Source organism: Burkholderia sp. BE17 (genome assembly GCF_009362305.1).
GTDB lineage: Bacteria > Pseudomonadota > Gammaproteobacteria > Burkholderiales > Burkholderiaceae > Burkholderia > Burkholderia pyrrocinia_C.
The window spans coordinates 87512-106147 of sequence record NZ_WHNU01000010.1 but is presented as its reverse complement, the minus strand read 5'-3'; the positions used below and the strand labels follow the sequence as shown (position 1 = coordinate 106147).

Below are 18636 nucleotides of genomic sequence, written 5' to 3'. Positions count from 1 at the left end.
CTCCTCGCGGAAGCGACGCGCGACATCACACGGCGTGTGCGTTAAACGGTCATCGGGTTGGGCTTGGACGGATCGAGGTTGTACTTGGCGATCGCGTCCGCGACCACCTTGCGCTCGATCGTGCCTTCGTCGGCCAGCGCGTTGAGCGCGGCGACGGTGACCCAGTGACGGTCGACCTCGAAGAAGTGACGCAGCTTCTCGCGGGTATCCGAGCGGCCGAAGCCGTCCGTGCCCAGCACGACGAAGCGGCGATCGATCTGGCCGCGAATCTGGTCGACCAGCGCGCGGACGTAGTCGGTCGATGCGATGACCGGGCCCTGCGTGTCCTTCAGGCACTTCTGCACGTGCGACAGGCGACGCTCCTCGGTCGGATGGAGCAGGTTCCAGCGCTCGACCTGGTGGCCTTCGCGCGCAAGCTCGGTGAAGCTCGGCACGCTCCACAGGTCGGCGGCGACGCCCCAGTCGTTCTTCAGCAGGTCGGCGGCAGCGATCACTTCGTTGAAGATCGTGCCCGCGCCGAGCAGCTGGACGCGCGGCGCCTTCTTGTCGGCGTCGGCCTTCCTGAACGCGTACATGCCCTTGATGATGTCGGCCGCCACTTGCTCGCCCTGCGGAATCGCCGGGTGCTCGTAGTTCTCGTTCATCACCGTGATGTAGTAGTACACGTCTTCCTGGTCCTGCACCATGCGGCGCAGGCCGTCCTGGATGATCACGGCCAGTTCGTAGCCGAAGGTCGGGTCGTAGCTCACGCAGTTCGGCACCGATGCCGCCCACAGGAGCGAGTGGCCGTCTTCGTGCTGCAGGCCTTCGCCGTTCAGCGTCGTGCGGCCCGCGGTGCCGCCGAGCAGGAAGCCGCGCGAGCGCATGTCGCCCGCGGCCCATGCGAGGTCGCCGATCCGCTGGAAGCCGAACATCGAGTAGAAGATGTAGAACGGCACCATGATCTCGCCGTGCGTCGAGTACGACGTCGCCGCCGCGATCCAGTCGCACATGCCGCCCGCTTCGTTGATGCCTTCCTGCAGGATCTGCCCGGTTTCCGATTCCTTGTAGAACATCAGCTGGTCGGAATCTTCCGGCACGTACTTCTGGCCCTGCTGGTTCCAGATGCCGATCTGACGGAACAGGCCTTCCATGCCGAACGTGCGCGATTCGTCCGGGACGATCGGCACGACGCGCTTGCCGAGCGCCTTGTCCTTCAGCAGGATGTTCAGGATCCGCACGAACGCCATCGTCGTCGAGATCTCGCGGCCTTCACCCGTGCCCTTCAGCAGCGGCTCGAACGCGTCGAGCGCCGGTACCGGCAGCGACGTCGCCTTCTCGCGGCGGTGCGGCAGGTAGCCGCCGAGGTCCATGCGCTGCTTGCGCATGTATTCGAGTTCCTTCGAACCTTCCTCGAACTTCAGGTACGGCACGTCGGCGATCTGCTCGTCGGTGATCGGCAGGCGGAACTGGTCGCGGAACTTCTTCAGTTGCTCGACCGGCAGTTTCTTCTGCTGGTGCGTGATGTTCATCGCCTGGCCCGACTCGCCCATCCCGTAGCCCTTGATGGTCTTCGCGAGGATGACGGTCGGCGCGCCCTTCGTGTTGCTGGCTTCGTGGAACGCCGCATAGATCTTGTGCGGATCGTGGCCGCCGCGGTTCAGCGCCCAGATGTCGTCGTCCGACCAGTCGGCGACCAGCGCCTTCAGCTCGGGCGAGTTGAAGAAGTGCTCGCGAACGAATGCGCCCGATTCCGACTTGTAGGTCTGGTATTCGCCGTCGACGACTTCCATCATGCGGCGCATCAGCGCGCCCGTCTTGTCGCGCGCGAACAGCGCATCCCAGCGGCTGCCCCAGATGACCTTGATCACGTTCCAGCCGGCGCCGCGGAATTCCGATTCCAGTTCCTGGATGATCTTGCCGTTGCCGCGCACCGGGCCGTCGAGACGCTGCAGGTTACAGTTGATCACGAACACGAGGTTGTCGAGCTTCTCGCGGCTCGCCATCCCGATCGCGCCGAGCGATTCCGGTTCGTCCGTCTCGCCGTCGCCGAGGAACGCCCACACCTTGCGGCCTTCCGTCGTCGCGATGCCGCGCGCCTGCAGGTACTTCATGAAGCGCGCCTGGTAGATCGCCATGATCGGGCCGAGACCCATCGACACGGTCGGGAACTGCCAGAAGTCCGGCATCAGCCACGGGTGCGGGTACGACGAAATGCCGTTGCCGTCGACTTCCTGGCGGAAGTTGTCGAGCTGCTCTTCCTTCAGGCGGCCGAGCAGGAACGCGCGCGAATACACGCCAGGCGACGAGTGGCCCTGCACGAACACGAGATCGCCGCCGTGCTGGTCGGACGCTGCGTGCCAGAAGTGGTTGTAGCCGACGTCATAGAGCGTCGCGGCCGACGCGAACGATGCGATGTGGCCGCCGACGTTCGTGTCCTTGCCTGCACGCAGCACCATCGCCAGCGCGTTCCAGCGCGTGTACGAACGGATGCGGTGCTCGATGTCCTGGTCGCCCGGAATCTTCGCCTGGGCTTCGACCGGAATCGTGTTGATGTACGGGGTATTCGCGGAAAACGGCAGGTGCTCGCCGTGCATGCGGGCGAACTCGATCTGCTTTTCGATCAGGTAGTGCGCGCGGCCGGTGCCCACGGAGGAGATCACGCCATCGAGCGACTCCAGCCACTCAACGGTTTCTTGCGGGTCGTCGTCACGTTCGGCGGCGACATATTTCATCACTTCGTTCGGTACAGCGGACATTCTCGTCTCCTGGGTCCTGGAATGTGAGGATCGCTCTCGTGCAGACGACGCGACGCGACCGGCTGCGGGCAAGCTCCAGCGGATTGTAATGAGCGTGCGCGGGCCCGCGCAACAAAATTTTCGAATCGTGAGATCTTTTCTCGTAATGCGGAATATTGCTGCGCCGCACCCATGCTTCGGGGCTCCGCGGCACGTCCCGGCGGCATAAATCCGTTTCCGTTCAACATATCCGGTATGGGTTTTCCATGTATTGCGCTGCGCTACAATCCTGCCATGTTGACCGATCGGCTTTTCGCACGCTCGGCGCGACCGTCGGGCCCGCCGGCGGAGTCGCAGCCGTCCCGTTGGCACCACGGACCGTGGTGGTCCAATTCCTATTTGCTGACACCGCTGCTGTCGATCCTCGTGTTCCTCGTGGTGATGAGCCTCATCCTGTGGAGCCTCAATCGCCGCGAACAGCAGCAGCAGGAAGACACCCTCTTCCGTAACGTCGCGTGGGCGCAGCAGCAGATCCGCCTGTCGATGACGGGCGCGCAGGAGCAACTCCAGGCGCTGTCGCGCGATCTCGCGTCGGGCCGCCTCGACCAGAACGCGTTCCAGATGGCCGTCGCGGACGTGATGCAGACGCATCCGGAAATCCTCTACCTGAACTGGTACACATCGCCCGGCGTGCAGCGCTGGCCGGCCGTGCATCCGCCATTGCTCGGCCAGCGGCTCGCGAAGCCCGGCGACGCGCAGATGCAGGACGCCGTGCGCGGCGCCTATGACGAAGCGCGCAGCACGCGCCGCCAGGCTTATTCGCCGCTGATCTACGACGACTTCGGCAACGGCTTCATCACGCTGCAGACGCCCGTGATGCGCGGCGACCGCGAATATCTCGGCTCGATCGCCGCGGTGTTCTCGGTCGAAGGCATCCTGAAGCACGACATCCCGCAGGAGCTGTCGTCGAAGTACAAGATCTCGATCACCGACTCGAACAACCGCGAGCTGTCGTCCACGTCGACGCGCCCGCGCCTGCCGCGCGACTCGCACTACGACCTGCCGCTCGATCCGCCCGGCCAGGGGCTGACCGTGCGCGTGTACGCGTTCCCGCAGCTCACGAACCTGACCAACAACACGCTCGTGTGGCTCGTCGCGGGGCTGTCGTGCTTCGTGCTGTGGAGCCTCTGGAGCCTGTGGAAGCACACGCGCCAGCGCTTCGAGGCGCAGCAGGCGCTGTACGCGGAAGCGTTCTTCCGCCGTGCGATGGAAAACTCGGTGCTGATCGGCATGCGCGTGCTCGACATGCACGGCCGCATCACGCACGTGAACCCCGCGTTCTGCCGGATGACCGGCTGGGACGAAACCGACCTCGTCGGCAAGGTCGCGCCGTTCCCGTACTGGCCGCGCGACGCTTACCCGGAAATGCAGCGCCAGCTCGACATGACGCTGCGCGGCAAGGCGCCGAGCTCGGGGTTCGAGCTGCGCGTGCGGCGCAAGAACGGCACGCTGTTCCATGCGCGCCTGTACGTATCGCCGCTGATCGACAGTTCCGGCCGCCAGACGGGCTGGATGTCGTCGATGACCGACATCACCGAGCCGAAGCGCGCGCGCGAGGAACTCGCGGCCGCGCACGAGCGCTTCACGACGGTGCTCGAAAGCCTCGACGCCGCGGTGTCGGTGCTGGCCGCCGACGAGGCCGAGCTGCTGTTCGCGAACCGCTACTACCGCCACCTGTTCGGAATCCGCCCGGACGGCCATCTCGAGCTGTCGGGCGGCGGCTTCGACCGCGCGCAGGCATCGTCCGACTCGATCGACATGGTCGACGCGTTCGCGGGCCTGCCGGCCGCCGCGCTGACGAGCAGCACCGCCGATGCGCAGGAGGTGTACGTCGAGAGCATCCAGAAGTGGTTCGAGGTGCGCCGCCAGTACATCCAGTGGGTGGACGGCCACCTCGCGCAGATGCAGATCGCGACCGACATCACGACCCGCAAGAAGGCGCAGGAACTCGCGCACCAGCAGGAAGAGAAGCTGCAGTTCACGAGCCGATTGATGACGATGGGTGAAATGGCGTCGTCGATTGCTCACGAATTGAACCAGCCGCTCGCCGCGATCAACAACTACTGCTCGGGCACGCTCGCGCTCGTCAAGAGCGGCCGCGGCACGCCCGAGACGCTGCAGCCCGCGCTGGAAAAGACCGCGCAGCAGGCGCTGCGCGCGGGGATGATCGTCAAGCGGATCCGCGAATTCGTGAAGCGCAGCGAGCCGAAGCGCCAGCCGGCGCGCGTCGCGGACATCGTCGCCGACGCGGTCGGGCTCGCGGAAATCGAGGCCAGGAAGCGCAGGATCCGGATCGTCACGGAAATCCTCGCAAGAATGCCTATTATTTATGTCGACCCCGTGCTGATCGAGCAGGTGCTGATGAACCTGATGAAGAACGCGGCCGAGGCGATGGCCGACGTGAAGCCGGCGTCGGCGGACGGCGTGATCCGCGTCGTCGCCGACATCGATGCGGGATTCGTCGACATCCGCGTGATCGACCAGGGTCCGGGCGTCGACGAAGCGACCGCCGAACGCCTGTTCGAACCGTTTTACAGCACCAAGTCCGATGGCATGGGCATGGGGCTGAACATCTGCCGTTCGATCATCGAATCGCATCGCGGGCGTCTGTGGGTGGTCAACAACGTCGAGCCGGATGGCCGCATTTCCGGCGCGACGTTCCACTGCAGCCTGCCCATTGGGGAACCCGCTGATCTCGGCCAAGGGGGGCGCGAGGCATCGGCATCACATACCGTAACGGGAGAACTATGAATAGCCCTGTCACCACCACTCAGGAAACCGTCTTTGTCGTCGACGACGACGAGGCCGTACGGGACTCGCTGCGCTGGCTGCTGGAGGCGAACGGCTATCGCGTGCAATGCTTCTCGAGCGCCGAGCAATTCCTCGATGCATACCAGCCTGCGCAGCAGGCCGGCCAGATCGCATGCCTGATCCTCGACGTGCGGATGTCGGGCATGAGCGGCCTCGAACTGCAGGAACGCCTGATCGCCGACAACGCCGCGCTGCCGATCATCTTCGTCACGGGGCACGGCGACGTGCCGATGGCCGTGTCGACGATGAAAAAGGGTGCGATGGACTTTATCGAGAAACCGTTCGACGAAGCCGAGCTGCGCAAGCTCGTCGAGCGGATGCTCGACAAGGCCCGAAGCGAGAGCAAGAGCGTCCAGGAACAGCGCGCCGCGAGCGAACGCCTGTCGAAGCTGACCGCGCGCGAGCAGCAGGTGCTCGAACGGATCATCGCGGGCCGCCTGAACAAGCAGATCGCCGACGACCTCGGCATCAGCATCAAGACGGTCGAAGCGCACCGCGCGAACATCATGGAAAAGCTCAACGTCAACACGGTGGCCGACCTGCTGCGCCTCGCGCTGTCGAAGAAACAGGCCTGAGCGTTCGCCGGCCGCGGCGGCACTGCCCGCCCGGCCCGCTGCCGCCCCGCGCGATGCGGCCCACTCGCGCGGCGGCGGCCTTTCCTCCCGGCACGCGAGCGCCGCGGCCATGACGCTTTCCGCTTATTCGCTGTCGGACGGCAGCAGGCGAACGGTATAATTGCGTGTTTTGCTGCGGCGCTTCGGTGCCGTACGCACGCATTCCAACTTCCCGGCAGGACCCACCACCATGACAGCCCTCCTCATCGACGGCAACGCCCTTTCGAAGACCTTGCGCGCGCAGGCCGCCGAACGCGCCGCCGCCCTGACCGCACGCGGCCACCAGCCCGGCCTCGCGGTGATCCTCGTCGGCGAGAACCCGGCGAGCGAAGTCTACGTGCGCAACAAGATCAAGGCGTGCGAGGACAACGGTTTCTTCTCGCTGAAGGACGCATATCCGGCGACGCTGTCGGAAGCCGACCTGCTCGCGCGCATCGACGAGCTGAACCGCGACCCGAAGATCCACGGCATCCTCGTCCAGCTGCCGCTGCCCGCGCACATCGACAGCCACAAGGTGATCGAGGCGATCGCGCCGGAGAAGGACGTCGACGGCTTTCACGTCGCGAACGCCGGCGCGCTGATGACCGGCAAGCCACTGTTCCGCCCGTGCACGCCGTACGGCGTGATGAAGATGTTCGAGGCGCACGACATCGCGCTGCAGGGCGCGAACGCGGTCGTGATCGGCCGCTCGAACATCGTCGGCAAGCCGATGGCGATGCTGCTGCTCGAAGCGGGCGCGACCGTGACGATCTGCCACAGCAAGACGCGCGACCTCGCCGCGCACACGCGGCAGGCCGACGTCGTGGTTGCCGCGGTCGGCAAGCGCAACATCCTGACGGCCGACATGGTGAAGCCCGGCGCGACGGTGATCGACGTCGGCATGAACCGCGACGACGCGGGCAAGCTGTGCGGCGACGTCGACTTCGCGGGCGTGAAGGAAGTCGCCGGCCACATCACGCCGGTGCCGGGCGGCGTCGGCCCGATGACCATCACGATGCTGCTGATCAACACGATCGAAGCCGCCGAGCGCGCTGCCGCCGCGGCTGCCTGACCCCTGCCCGTTCAGCCGGCGCGCGGTTCCGTGCGCCGGCGTCTCGCCAGCCGCACCGCGCCGGCTGCACCACGTTGGCCACATGTTGCCCGACGGCATTCCCCCGCATCCGACCCTGCGTCAATCGCGCCGTTAGAAACTAACGATTGGAAAGCGCACGATGCGCCCCAATAATGTCGGTATCGGGCGCCATCGCGCCGTTACTCTTTTCATCCCGGTTCATCCGGCAACAGACAGGGAGTCTTATGTCCGCCAGCGCCAATACCAATCCGCTCCTCGACTTCTCCGGCCTGCCCCGCTTCGGCGAAATCCGTCCGGAACACGTGACGCCCGCGCTCGATACGCTGCTCGACGCAGCCAACCGCGCGGTCGAGGCCGCGAGCGCGCCCGCGACGCCGTCGACCTGGGCCGCCGTCGTCGAGACGGTCGAGCACGCGACGGAGCCGCTCGGCCGTGCGTGGGGCATCGTCGGCCACCTGAACGCGGTCGCCGATACGCCCGAGTTGCGGGCCGCGTACGGCGAGAACCTGCCGCGCGTGACGGAATTCTGGTCGAGCGTCGGACAGAATCTCGCGCTGTACGAGAAGTACAAGGCGATCGCCGCGAGTGCCGAATACGCGACGCTGTCCGCCGAGCGCAAGAAAATCCTCGACAACGCACTGCGCGATTTCCGCCTGTCGGGCGCCGAGCTGCCCGAGGACCGGAAGCCGCGCTTCGCGGAGCTGCAGGAACAACAGGCCGCGCTGTCGAAGGCATTCTCCGATCACGTGCTCGATGCGACCAACGCGTACGCGTACTTCGTGCAGGACGAGGCCGAACTGGCCGGCCTGCCCGGCGACGCGATCGAGGCCGCCCGCGAAGCCGCGCAGAAGGACGGCAAGGACGGCTGGAAATTCACGCTGCACTTCCCGTCGTACTTCCCGGTGCTGCAATACGCGAACAACCGCGCGCTGCGCGAGACGCTGTATCGCGCCTATGCGACGCGCGCGTCGGAACTCGGGCCGCAGTACGGCGACGGCAAGGCCGAATGGGACAATACGGCAATCGTCGCCGACGAGTTGAAGCTGCGCCGAGAAGAGGCGCAGATGCTCGGCTACCGCAACTTCGCCGAAGTGTCGCTCGCGCCGAAGATGGCCGAATCGCCGCAGCAGGTGATCGCGTTCCTCGAGGATCTCGCGACGCGCGCGCGCCCGCACGCGGACAAGGACTGGGACGAACTGCGCGCGTTCGCCGCGAAGGAACTCGGCCTCGCCGAACTCGCGCCGTGGGACGTCGCGTACGCGGCCGAAAAGCTGCGCGAGCAGCGCTACGCGTTCTCGGAAAACGAGGTCAAGCAGTACTTCCCCGAGCCGGCCGTGCTGAAGGGCCTGTTCACCGTCACCGAGACGCTGTTCGGCGTGCGGATCAAGCCGGACGACGCGCCGGTGTGGCACAAGGACGTGCGCTTTTTCCGCGTCGAGAATCGCGACGGCTCGCTCGTCGCGCAGTTCTATCTCGACCTGTACGCACGCGAAGGCAAGCGCGGCGGCGCATGGATGGACGACGCGCGTTCGCGCGCGAAGCGCGGCAGCACCGTGCAGACGCCGGTCGCGTACCTGACCTGCAACTTCTCGGCGCCGGTCGGCGGCAAGCCCGCGTGCTTCACGCACGACGAAGTCATCACGCTGTTCCATGAGTTCGGCCACGGGCTGCATCACATGCTCACGCGCGTCGACGAGCTCGGCGTGTCGGGCATCAACGGCGTCGAATGGGATGCGGTCGAGCTGCCGTCGCAATTCATGGAAAACTTCTGCTGGGAATGGGACGTGCTGTCGTCGATGTCGTCGCACGTCGACACGGGCGCCACGCTGCCGCGCGAACTGTTCGACAAGATGATCGCCGCGAAGAATTTCCAGAGCGGGCTCGGCACGCTGCGCCAGATCGTGTTCTCGATGTTCGACATGCTGCTGCACGTCGACTTCGACCCGGCGGGCTCGACCGGCGTGACCGCGTTCGCGCGCGAGATCAACGAGCGCTACCACGTGATCCCGCAGGCGGCGTTCTCGCGCTGGCCGAACACGTTCAGCCATATCTTCGCGGGCGGTTATGCGGCCGGCTACTACAGCTACAAGTGGGCCGAGGTGCTGTCGGCCGACGCGTACGCGGCATTCGAGGAAGCGGCCGCCGCGAGCGGCAGCGTGCTCGACGCGGCGACCGGCACGCGCTATCGCCGCGAAATCCTCGAGGTAGGCGGCAGCCGCCCGGCGATGGATTCGTTCAAGGCGTTCCGCGGCCGCGAGCCGGAAATCGATGCGCTGCTGCGCCACAACGGGATGGCCGCGCCCGCGCACTGAGCGCGCCGCCCCGCCCGGCCCTTCGGGCTGCATCGACAGGCACCGCTTCGGCGGTGCCTTTTTTCATGGTGCGGGCGAGTCGTCGTCGAACAGCGAGAACTGCCCGTGACGCTCGGCCGTGTCCTCGTCGATGCGCACGCCGACGCCGAGCAGCCGCACGGCCTGCGCGCGCCGCTGCAGCCCCTTCGCGAGCAGCGTGACGGCCGTATCCGCATTGGTCGCGTCGGCCACGCACTCGACCGTCGTGCGCTGGAAATCGGCGAAGCGGATCTTCACGTACAGCTTGCGGATCGACCGCGCGGCGCCGGCGCGCTCGACACGCGCATCGAGCTGCACGACGAGGCGGCGGATTTCCTCCGCGCATTGCTCGAGCGTCGTCAGGTCGGTCACGTAGGTCGTCTCGACGCTGACCGACTTGCGCTCCTGGTCGGCCTGCACGGGCCGCTCGTCGATTCCGCGCGACAGTTCGTACAGCCGCCGTCCGAACGCGCCGAATTCGCGATGCAGGTCGATCAGCGGCCAGTCGCGCAATTGCGCGCAGGTCTGGATGCCGAGCCGGTCGAGCCGCGTGGCCGTCACCTTGCCGACGCCGTGCAGCTTGCGCACCGGCAGCGCCGCGACGAACGCGTCGATCTCGTGCGGCCGCACGACGAACAGGCCGTCGGGCTTGTTCCAGTCGGATGCGATCTTCGCGATGAACTTGTTCGGTGCGACGCCGGCCGACACGGTCACGCCGACCGTGTCGTGCACGCGCTGGCGGATCTCCCGCGCGATCAGCGTCGCGCTGCCCTGGCACCGCTCGGACCCGCTGACGTCGAGGTACGCCTCGTCGAGCGACAACGGCTCGACGTCGGGCGTGTAGTCTCGATAGATCGCCATGATCTGCCGCGACGCCGCGCGGTACTTGTCCATCGCGGACGGCAGGATCAGCAGGTCCGGACACTTGCGCATCGCCAGCGCCGACGACATCGCCGAATGCACGCCGTAGCGCCGCGCCTCGTAGTTGCAGGTCGCGATCACGCCGCGCTGGTCGGGGCGGCCGCCGACCGCGAGCGGCCGGTTGCGCAGCGACGGGTCGTCGCGCATCTCGACCGACGCGTAGAAGCAGTCGCAATCGCAGTGAATGATCTTGCGCATGCGCGGCAGCGCGTCGCCCGGCGGCGGTGCGTGCGGATCGGCAGGCGGAATGGTGGTCGGGTTCACGGTGCCGATACTGTACAAAAACACAGTGCCGGTTTCAACTGTTGCGTGCGCCCGCCATCGGCCGCCCGGCCCGGCTGCGCCGTACCGGCCCGCTTTGCGCGGATCGTACCGGCCGTGCGCGGAGAGCGGCGCCTATACTCGTCTGCCGCGATACACGAAACGCAAAGGTGACGAATGAAGACGATCGGACTGATCGGCGGAATGAGCTGGGAATCGTCGGCCGAGTACTACCGGATGATCAACCGGCACTCGAAGGCGCTGCATGGCGGACACCACAACGCGAAGAGCGTGCTGGTGACGGTCGATTTCGCGGAGATCGAAGCGCTGCAGCGCACGCACGACTGGGCCGCGCTCGGCGAACGAATGGCCGGCGCCGCGCGGCAGCTCGAAGCGGCCGGTGCCGATCTCGTCGTGCTGACGACCAATACGATGCACCGCGTGCACGACGCGATCGAAGCCGCGGTGACGCTGCCGTTCCTGCACATCGCCGATCCGACCGGCAGCGCGCTGCGCGACGCGGGCGTCGAGCGCGTCGCGCTGCTCGGTACGCGCTACACGATGGAGTTGCCGTTCTATGCGGAACGGCTGCGCGGCAAGTTCGGGATGGAGGTGCTCGTACCGGACGAACGCGGGCGCGACGACGTGCACCGGATCATCTACGACGAGCTGTGTCACGGCGTCATCTCGCCCGAATCGCGCGCGACCTACGTGACGATCATCGAAGAACTTGCGCAGCGCGGCGCGCAGGCCGTGATCCTCGGCTGCACGGAAATCACGCTGCTGATCGGCGCGGACGACTCGCCGCTGCCGGTATTCGACACGACCGCGCTGCATGCGAAGGCGGCCGTGGAGTGGGCTGCGCAATAGCAACGCGCAACGACACGCGCGCAGAAAACAAAAAACCCGGCACGGGGCCGGGTTCCTGTCGACGAAGCGCGCATCGGTCACTTGCGCTGCACATCGTCTGGTGTGCTTGGTTGCGGGGGTAGGATTTGAACCTACGACCTTCGGGTTATGAGCCCGACGAGCTGCCAGACTGCTCCACCCCGCGTCAGAGAAATAAATTATAGGGTGAGGAAGTACTCACGTCAACACTTTTGTCACAATTTCTTCTCCCCTCCCCGCTATGGCGACGCGTGAGACCTTCGCCGCGTCGCGCATCGCGCGCGTTCGCACCGCGTGCTCGCGGTAAGATGGCGGCCTTCGCATTCACGCCGCACGCATATTCCCGTTCATGAAAATCGCCACCTGAAATGTGCATGCGCATAACGGGCTGTCACGATCGATCACGCGCGATCATCAGGATTCATGCTCAAACACCTGATATTTCAAGCCTTTTCACGCTCAGGCGGCGGATTTCGAGTCCTGCCCTGGGGTTTTGAACCGGTGCAAATTTGGGGTATCTTTGGGGGTATCGAAGCCGAATACCCCCTCCGACGGTACCCCCAAAATGGACAATATCTCCCGCGCGCTGACCGACGTGGAAGTGCGCAAAGCGAAGCCTGCAGATAAGCCCTACAAGATGACAGACGGCGGCGGACTGTACCTCCTGGTGCAGCCGAGCGGCGCGAAGTTATGGCGCATGAAATTCCGCCTGCACGGCAAGGAAGGGCTGTACTCCATCGGCGCCTACCCCGACGTGTCGCTGGCCGCTGCCAGGAATGAACATCGCGCCGCCAGGGAATTGGTGGCCGCCGGCACCAACCCCGTTCACGCCCGTAAGGCAGATCGCGAAGAAGCCGCCCAGGCACAACTGCGCGCCAAGGTTGGCGAGTTTTCCGCCGTGGTGGACAGCTGGAAGGAAGCGAACAACCCGAGGCTGGCCCCGCTGTCGATCAAGCAGCGTGACCGCGAGGTGAAGAATTATCTGCTGTCTGAATTCAAGGGCCGCGCCATCGAGCGCATCACGCGGCTGGATATCGCGCCGATGCTGAAAACGGTTGAAAAGCGCGTTCCGGAAGTGGCGCGCAACCTGCGCAATTACCTTTCCGCCATCTTCGAACACGCTATCGACCTGGGCCTGATTGCCGCGAACCCGGTTCCCCCTCCCCGCACGATCAAACGTAGAGCTTCCGTGTCGCACGCAGCGATGGACATGGGGCGCATCCCCGGCTTTCTGGCGGCAGTGAACGCGTCGAATGCGAACCCGGAAACGAAAACGGCCATGCAGCTGGTGTTGCTGACCGCGTGCCGCAAAAACGAAGTCACCGGGGCGCGCTGGGATGAATTCGACCTGGACGCTGCCGAATGGATCATCCCGCCAGAGCGCATGAAAGCGCGGCGCGAACACTTCGTGCCGCTCCCGCAGCAGGCTGTCGCGCTGTTGCGCGAACTGCGTGAACTGTCGGATGGCGAATTCCTGTTCCCCCACCGCAACAAGCCGAACCATCCCATGGCTGCGAACTCGCTGAACGCCATCATGGGGCGCATCGGCTACGGCGACGCGGCGACGCCGCACGGCTTCCGCAGCGTGTTTTCAACCCACTTCAACGGACTGGGCGAAAACCCAGACGTGATCGAATCGTGCCTAGCGCATGCGCGCAAGGGAGTGCGCGGCGTGTACAACAGGTATGAGTACCGCGACGAGCGCCGTGCACTGCTGCAGAAGTGGGCCGACCACCTGGATAGCTTGGCTGCCGCTCGCGCCGACACCGCGATGGCCGCCTGATCCACCAGCGCGTTTAAACGATACACACACGCCCAGCCTAGTGCTGGGCGTTGTTTTTTTGCGACATGCCATCATGAATTTTAGAGTCTCCACTCTAAAAACTGATGATGCATCGTGAAACCGCGTGAATTCTGATTATCGGCAATTAGATTTAATTACTCGCCGTTAAAATCGAGCCCTTTTGCCAATCATATTCGCCGATGTTCTAATTCAACCATCGAATTACGAACGGACTTTCCGAATATGAGCGAGAAACTTATTTTGCGCGGCGACGAAGTTGCGCGAATGGTCGGACTGGAAAGCGTGCAGACGCTAACCAATCTGGCGAAGCGCGGGGAATTCCCCGCCCCCATCAAGATCGGGCCGCGCATCAACGGCTGGCTGGTACAAGAAATCCATGACTGGCTTGAGGCGCGCAAGGCCGCACGTGGACAAGAAAAAGGCGGCGCAGCATGAACGCCCGCACCGCCCAGAAGAACACCACTCACCACAAAAACCGTAATTCAAATTATATCACTATGCTCAATTGCTTTATTCGCATTTTCACGGACTGCGACCGTCCGTTTGGCCTGTTCGCGGTGCTTGTCCTGATCGCAATTTCGAACGGGGGCCTGTGATGGGCGAAAACAACAAGGCTGCATGGGAAGCCATGATGCAGAAAATCCGCGAGCGTGAAGCGCGCGAGAAAGCGGAAATCGGAGCTGCGAGCCATTCGGTGGACGATATCCGGGCCATGACGCCGGCCGAGTTTAAGAACTGGATCGCCGCAAACGGCGCAGCCATTCTGGAAGCTCAGAAAAAGGCGCGCGACGCTGCTGCCAAAAGGGCGATGGACTACGCGCAAACGCGCGTCCTTCAGGGCGCGAGCATCCAGGACATAGGAGATAGTTATTTCCGCGATTGCGTGAACCGCAAATACTGGCCTGCAGTCTACGTAGAAGTGGCGCGCGAACTGTTCCGGCAGATTGGATGGGTTGATCGTAAGGGGGAAGAATGACCTTTACGGATAACGCTGATCTGGATGCGGTCTACCGGAAAATCATGGGCCTGGATGCCGCACCGCCAGTACCGGCATCGCAACCGAAGAAAAAGCCGAAGCCGCCACGCGCCCCGAAGCCTGAAGGACTGCTGCGATGGGAAGATGAGCAACGGGAAAAGCGGAAAGCGGCGAATGACGGCCAGCGCGAAGAAGCGCCGCCACCCGACGATGAGACCGTCGATTCCGACGTTCGCATTTCGATGATGCTGGCAGACCGCATGGCCGGCGCGTTCCTGTATGAACACGGCGGCAAGGGATGGCGCGTCTATCTCGATGGCCGCTGGATGGCGTGCGCTACCGGCGAAGAAACCGAACTGGCCAAAGTCATCGGGCCTGCGATCTTGAAGGAAGCACTGGGCAGCACCGCCAGCGACCCTGACGCTGCTGGACGCATGATCCGACTGGCAAAGCGCGCCATGTCTGCGGCCGGCGTTAGCGCGGCGCTGCAGCTGGCCCGCTCTGACCGACGACTGGCGGCGCGGCCGGATGAGTTCGACCAAGACCCCGACTTGCTGAACGTCGCCAACGGCGTCATCCACCTGCCAAGCGGCGAACTGCGCCCGCACAGCCCTGATATGCGGATGGTTCGCCAATCGCCCGTCGAGTACAAACCGGACGCGCGGGCGCCGCAGTGGCTGAAGTTCCTGGATGAAATCAGCTGCCACGACGCCGACTGGGTCGATTACCTGCGGCGCGCGCTCGCGTACACGCTTAGCGGTCGCGTGAATGAGGAAATGCTGTTCTTCATGCTGGGACGCGGCGCGAACGGCAAAAGCGTGCTGGTGAACGTGCTTCGTTCCGTGCTGGGTCCGTTCGTCGGCAGCGTGCCCACCAGTTTCCTGGCCACGTCGAAGAACGACGACAAAGAAGGCGCGTCACCGGTAAAAGCGAGCCTGCAGGGTTTGCGGATGGCGCTGGCGAATGAGGTTGAGGCCGGATCGAAACTCAGTGCGCAAACGGTCAAGGAAGTGACTTCCACCGAAGCGATTGCTGCGCGCCACCTGTACAAAGACCTGTTCAATTTCACACCGACGCACAAGCTGTGGGTTCGAGGCAACCATAAGCCCATCATCATGGACAACGATGAAGGCATCTGGCGCCGCATCGCGTTGATACCGTTCGAACGCAATTTCTCGCCGGATGAGCAGGACAAGCGACTGGAAGAACGGCTGCTGTCAGAGCGCGAAGGCATCCTGGCGTGGCTGGTGGGCGGCTATGCGGAGTATCAGCGCCACGGGCTGCGCCCCGCCAGGCGCGTTGCGGCGGCCAGTGCAGCGTATCGAGCGGAATCCGACCTGGTGGGCCAGTGGCTGGACGAAGAGGCGGAAATCGTCCCCGGCATGACGTGCCTGAAGGACGACGCCTACCAGTCGTACGTCGATTGGTGCCGTCGTGATGGCTTGGACCCGAAAACCAAGACCACGCTTACGCGCATGCTGGACGAGCGCGGGATAACGTCTGGACAGGCAAATACGGCGGGACGGCCACGCATCTACAAGGGTATGCGCCTCAAGAGCGAGAGCCGCCCGTTTTGAACTGCACGACTTGCACGACTTTGCGAGCGATTTCCGGTAAGTCTCTGAAAATTTATTACATGGGAGAACTTAGCTGGAATCGCCTCAAAACCCGTGCAAGTCGTGCAGATGCCCAAACATGCCCCACTACACCAATCCATCGAAACCATGCGCGCCCTGTCATGGGCATTGTTGAGAGCGCGCAGGTTTGGTGCGCGTGCTGCTGATGTGCTGATCCTAATGGGCGTGATGATCGGCGAGGCTGAAGGCAAGCCGCTGAGTGCATACAAGCTGGCTTACCTGGTGGGCATGCCGCGCCCGACTGTGATACGCAGGCTTGCTAGGCTCACGCGTGACGGGCTGGTGATGCGTGATCATCTGAAGAGATACACCCTGACCGACAAGGCTCGCAGGCGGGCTGCTGGCGTGGCGTGAGTGCGGCAGGTACGTGCATCGCGTCGGGTCGGTGCCGCGCACCACGACGGTGCGGGCCGTGTTGTTTCTGCGCAACAACGGGTCCTTCCGCACCGGGTGACCGTTCGGGGGCAGTCCTCCCGCCCCTCTCCATATCTGCGTGCGTTCGAAATGCGAACTTTATGATTGCGTTTGTTGCGTAAAAGCAACGCCGCACAACGAATGTTGCAACCCGCAGAAGTAAACAACAGCCCCGCCGCCGCATTACATCGACCGTTCGCAGGCTGCTGGCGAGCATCTGCCGCCGCGACCTGACGGCGCGTCGTAGATACCGCGTCACCCGCCCGCCCATCGTGAAGCGCAATGAAGCTGCGTGAGTCCTGAAACATTTCGTTACAAATATCGCGCGCAACTATTCACGTTCGTGAATACTTTTCCCTTTAAAAACAATGACTTATTATGTGTTTGCCGGTATAGTTCACGTAAACCCTGCATCAACTAACCGGACACCGACCACATGGACGAAAACCTGATTCCCGAATCGAAGCCGCTTGGCTTCATGACCGACGAGCAAGTTAGCGCCGCATTCGAACGCACTTTCAGCGGCACGCGCGGCCACGTTGAAGGCCGAGCCGTGCGGATGAACCCGCTGCACGGCGCATTCGGCGATGCCGGCCGCGCCATGCCGCCGGTCTATCAGCAAGGCAGCGGTGAGAACGCAAGATTCATCCATGTGGGTGGAGAGGCCGCGACGATGGTGCGGCTCAACCTGGCCGACTTCATCAGCAACACGATCCAGGCCGATAACGTCTATACGACGAACGCGCAGCAGGCCGGCGAAGCGCATGTGGTCGATCCCGTTGCCGAGATTTCGGCGCGCAGCGTGGCCGTGCAAGCTGGCGTGCGTCTGGTGCTGGCGCACCCGCGCAACGAAGCGATGGTGGTGGCAAGCGGCGACAAGCTGTCCGGCCTGGCGGGCTTCTATCGCGACACCGCGCTGGTGCGCCGTACCCTGCCGGCGAATTTCGCGGACGTGGCGGACGGCGCCGCAGCAGCATCGCAGGCGCTGCCCTTCAAAGACGCTCAGTACGGCTGGCCGGACGCCCCCAATGCGGCTTTCACCACGACCGTGACGCGCGCGATGGATCGCGCAGTCGGCGGCGGTGAAACCCTGTGGGCGTGCATGCTGGACGCGATCCTTGGTGGTCTTGCGCAGTACGTGGACCGCGTTTTCTTCGCGGCCCTGGCGGCGACGAACCCGACCGCGTTCAACTTCAGCAAGGTGGCCGCGCAATTCCTGCAGGAAAGCGACATTCGAGCCGTCACGAACGGCACGGGCGCGGGCTATCGCGGCGATGGCGTGTTCAGCGTGCAAGGCGTGCCGGCGATGCTGTCGGCGCAGGCTGGTGCCCCGTACATCTTCGCACCGGGCACCTGCGTGGCCGCGCTGTGGCATGACGTTGATATCAAAATCAACCGCCTGAACACGCAAGGCGACGCGCAGGTTACGTGCTTCACATCGGCGCAAGGCATCGTGCCGGATGCGAACGTGGTGTGGACGGCCGCGTAATGCTTACCCGCCTTCGCGCCCTGGTGGGCGGGCGAAAGCCCACCGCAGCGCCGGTCAACGATGAACCGCCGCTGGAGCTGCAGACCGTCATTGCCGGCGCGAGCGTCTACGAGCGCGCCAGCAATGACCCGGAGTGGAACGGCGCGCAGCGCCTGATGGTTCATACCGCGCGCGGCGCGTTCTTCGCGGACAAATCCGATGCGTGGCTGCAGTCTGGTTGGCCGACGATGACGGACGTGCAGCGCGCCCGCGCCAAGGCGATGCTGAAGGCGCACATCGCACGCTGGCAGCAGCGGCAGAGCGCCGACGCCGCAGCAGCCGGCCGTGGCCGAACGAACTACGCAAAGGATTGGTAATGAACCGACCGAAACGACAAACGATCACGCTCGCAATCGAGCAACCGACTATCGAGCGCATCGCGGCCTGGCAGGCCGAACAGCTTGAACGGCTTGGCCTGCGCTTGAGCATGAACGCCGCCGCAAACGCGATGCTTCGCGCCGGCCTGGATGCGCAAGTGCAGCGAACCGAACCCACGCAGGGTAGCGTGCCGGTCGCGTCGTAACCGGATGCGGTGGCCGACCGGCCGCACATGGGAAAACGGTCGGACTGTTTTCGTGGGAGCCTGTGATCGCCAGGTAATGT

The 18636-nt window shown here is 64.4% G+C and carries 16 protein-coding genes and 1 tRNA gene; 14 read left to right on the top strand and 3 right to left on the bottom strand.

The window, feature by feature from the left end:
- Nucleotides 1-41: 41 nt before the first annotated feature.
- Nucleotides 42-2738, bottom strand: coding sequence for a pyruvate dehydrogenase (acetyl-transferring), homodimeric type (gene aceE, locus GD429_RS11210; RefSeq protein ID WP_152857000.1), 2697 nt, complete (start codon nt 2736-2738; stop codon nt 42-44).
- A gap of 273 nt (nt 2739-3011) precedes the next feature.
- On the opposite strand from aceE, the gene fixL reads away from it, so the two are divergent.
- From fixL to GD429_RS11190, 4 genes are all read left to right on the top strand, one after another.
- Nucleotides 3012-5528: an oxygen sensor histidine kinase FixL gene (gene fixL / locus GD429_RS11205; RefSeq protein WP_034183547.1), complete on the top strand. Its 2517-nt coding sequence runs from the start codon at nt 3012-3014 to the stop codon at nt 5526-5528.
- Entirely contained in the window at nt 5525-6163 is a 639-nt protein-coding gene (fixJ, locus tag GD429_RS11200) for an oxygen response regulator transcription factor FixJ (RefSeq protein WP_006493245.1), read from the top strand. Before fixL ends, fixJ begins: the two co-directional genes overlap by 4 nt.
- 229 nt (nt 6164-6392) lie before the next feature.
- Nucleotides 6393-7253, top strand: coding sequence for a bifunctional methylenetetrahydrofolate dehydrogenase/methenyltetrahydrofolate cyclohydrolase FolD (gene folD / locus GD429_RS11195; protein ID WP_131945853.1), 861 nt, complete (start codon nt 6393-6395; stop codon nt 7251-7253).
- A 245-nt stretch (nt 7254-7498) separates the two neighbouring features.
- On the top strand, nt 7499-9586 hold the full coding sequence (locus tag GD429_RS11190) for a M3 family metallopeptidase (RefSeq protein WP_152856999.1): 2088 nt from the start codon (nt 7499-7501) through the stop codon (nt 9584-9586).
- Nucleotides 9587-9649: 63 nt separating this feature from the next.
- Here GD429_RS11190 and dinB read toward each other — a convergent pair whose 3' ends face one another.
- Entirely contained in the window at nt 9650-10813 is a 1164-nt protein-coding gene (gene dinB / locus GD429_RS11185) for a DNA polymerase IV (RefSeq protein ID WP_321574527.1), read from the bottom strand.
- Nucleotides 10814-10963: 150 nt separating this feature from the next.
- Between dinB and GD429_RS11180 the strand changes: the two genes are divergently transcribed.
- Nucleotides 10964-11656, top strand: a complete 693-nt coding sequence (locus tag GD429_RS11180; protein ID WP_152856998.1) for an aspartate/glutamate racemase family protein — start codon at nt 10964-10966, stop codon at nt 11654-11656.
- A gap of 107 nt (nt 11657-11763) precedes the next feature.
- On the opposite strand, the gene GD429_RS11175 is transcribed toward GD429_RS11180, so the two are convergent.
- Nucleotides 11764-11840: transfer RNA gene (locus GD429_RS11175), tRNA-Met, on the bottom strand.
- A 399-nt stretch (nt 11841-12239) separates the two neighbouring features.
- Here GD429_RS11175 and GD429_RS11170 point away from each other — a divergent pair.
- The 9 genes from GD429_RS11170 to GD429_RS11135 all read left to right on the top strand — a co-directional run bounded on the left by GD429_RS11170 (nt 12240) and on the right by GD429_RS11135 (nt 18556).
- Nucleotides 12240-13457 (top strand): tyrosine-type recombinase/integrase, encoded by a 1218-nt coding sequence (locus GD429_RS11170; protein ID WP_152856997.1) that lies wholly within the window; start codon nt 12240-12242, stop codon nt 13455-13457.
- 243 nt (nt 13458-13700) lie between these two features.
- Nucleotides 13701-13913, top strand: coding sequence for a helix-turn-helix transcriptional regulator (locus GD429_RS11165; protein ID WP_152856996.1), 213 nt, complete (start codon nt 13701-13703; stop codon nt 13911-13913).
- The gene (locus GD429_RS40420; RefSeq protein ID WP_193727099.1) at nt 13910-14074 is read left to right on the top strand and encodes a hypothetical protein; all 165 of its coding nucleotides are present in this window, start codon (nt 13910-13912) and stop codon (nt 14072-14074) included. The genes GD429_RS11165 and GD429_RS40420 overlap by 4 nt, the downstream gene beginning before the upstream one ends.
- Complete coding sequence (locus GD429_RS11160) at nt 14074-14454, top strand: hypothetical protein (RefSeq protein ID WP_152856995.1); 381 nt, start codon at nt 14074-14076, stop codon at nt 14452-14454. Before GD429_RS40420 ends, GD429_RS11160 begins: the two co-directional genes overlap by 1 nt.
- A complete protein-coding gene (locus GD429_RS11155) occupies nt 14451-16031 on the top strand; it encodes a phage/plasmid primase, P4 family (RefSeq protein WP_152856994.1) in 1581 nt (526 codons plus the stop codon). Before GD429_RS11160 ends, GD429_RS11155 begins: the two co-directional genes overlap by 4 nt.
- Nucleotides 16032-16139: 108 nt before the next feature.
- Nucleotides 16140-16445 (top strand): helix-turn-helix domain-containing protein, encoded by a 306-nt coding sequence (locus GD429_RS11150; RefSeq protein WP_152856993.1) that lies wholly within the window; start codon nt 16140-16142, stop codon nt 16443-16445.
- Nucleotides 16446-16983: 538 nt separating this feature from the next.
- On the top strand, nt 16984-17994 hold the full coding sequence (locus tag GD429_RS11145; RefSeq protein WP_152856992.1) for a hypothetical protein: 1011 nt from the start codon (nt 16984-16986) through the stop codon (nt 17992-17994).
- On the top strand, nt 17994-18350 hold the full coding sequence (locus tag GD429_RS11140) for a hypothetical protein (protein ID WP_152856991.1): 357 nt from the start codon (nt 17994-17996) through the stop codon (nt 18348-18350). Before GD429_RS11145 ends, GD429_RS11140 begins: the two co-directional genes overlap by 1 nt.
- Nucleotides 18350-18556 carry a hypothetical protein gene (locus tag GD429_RS11135; protein ID WP_152856990.1) on the top strand — a complete coding sequence of 69 codons (207 nt, stop codon included), beginning with the start codon at nt 18350-18352 and terminating at the stop codon, nt 18554-18556. The genes GD429_RS11140 and GD429_RS11135 overlap by 1 nt, the downstream gene beginning before the upstream one ends.
- Nucleotides 18557-18636 lie beyond the last annotated feature (80 nt).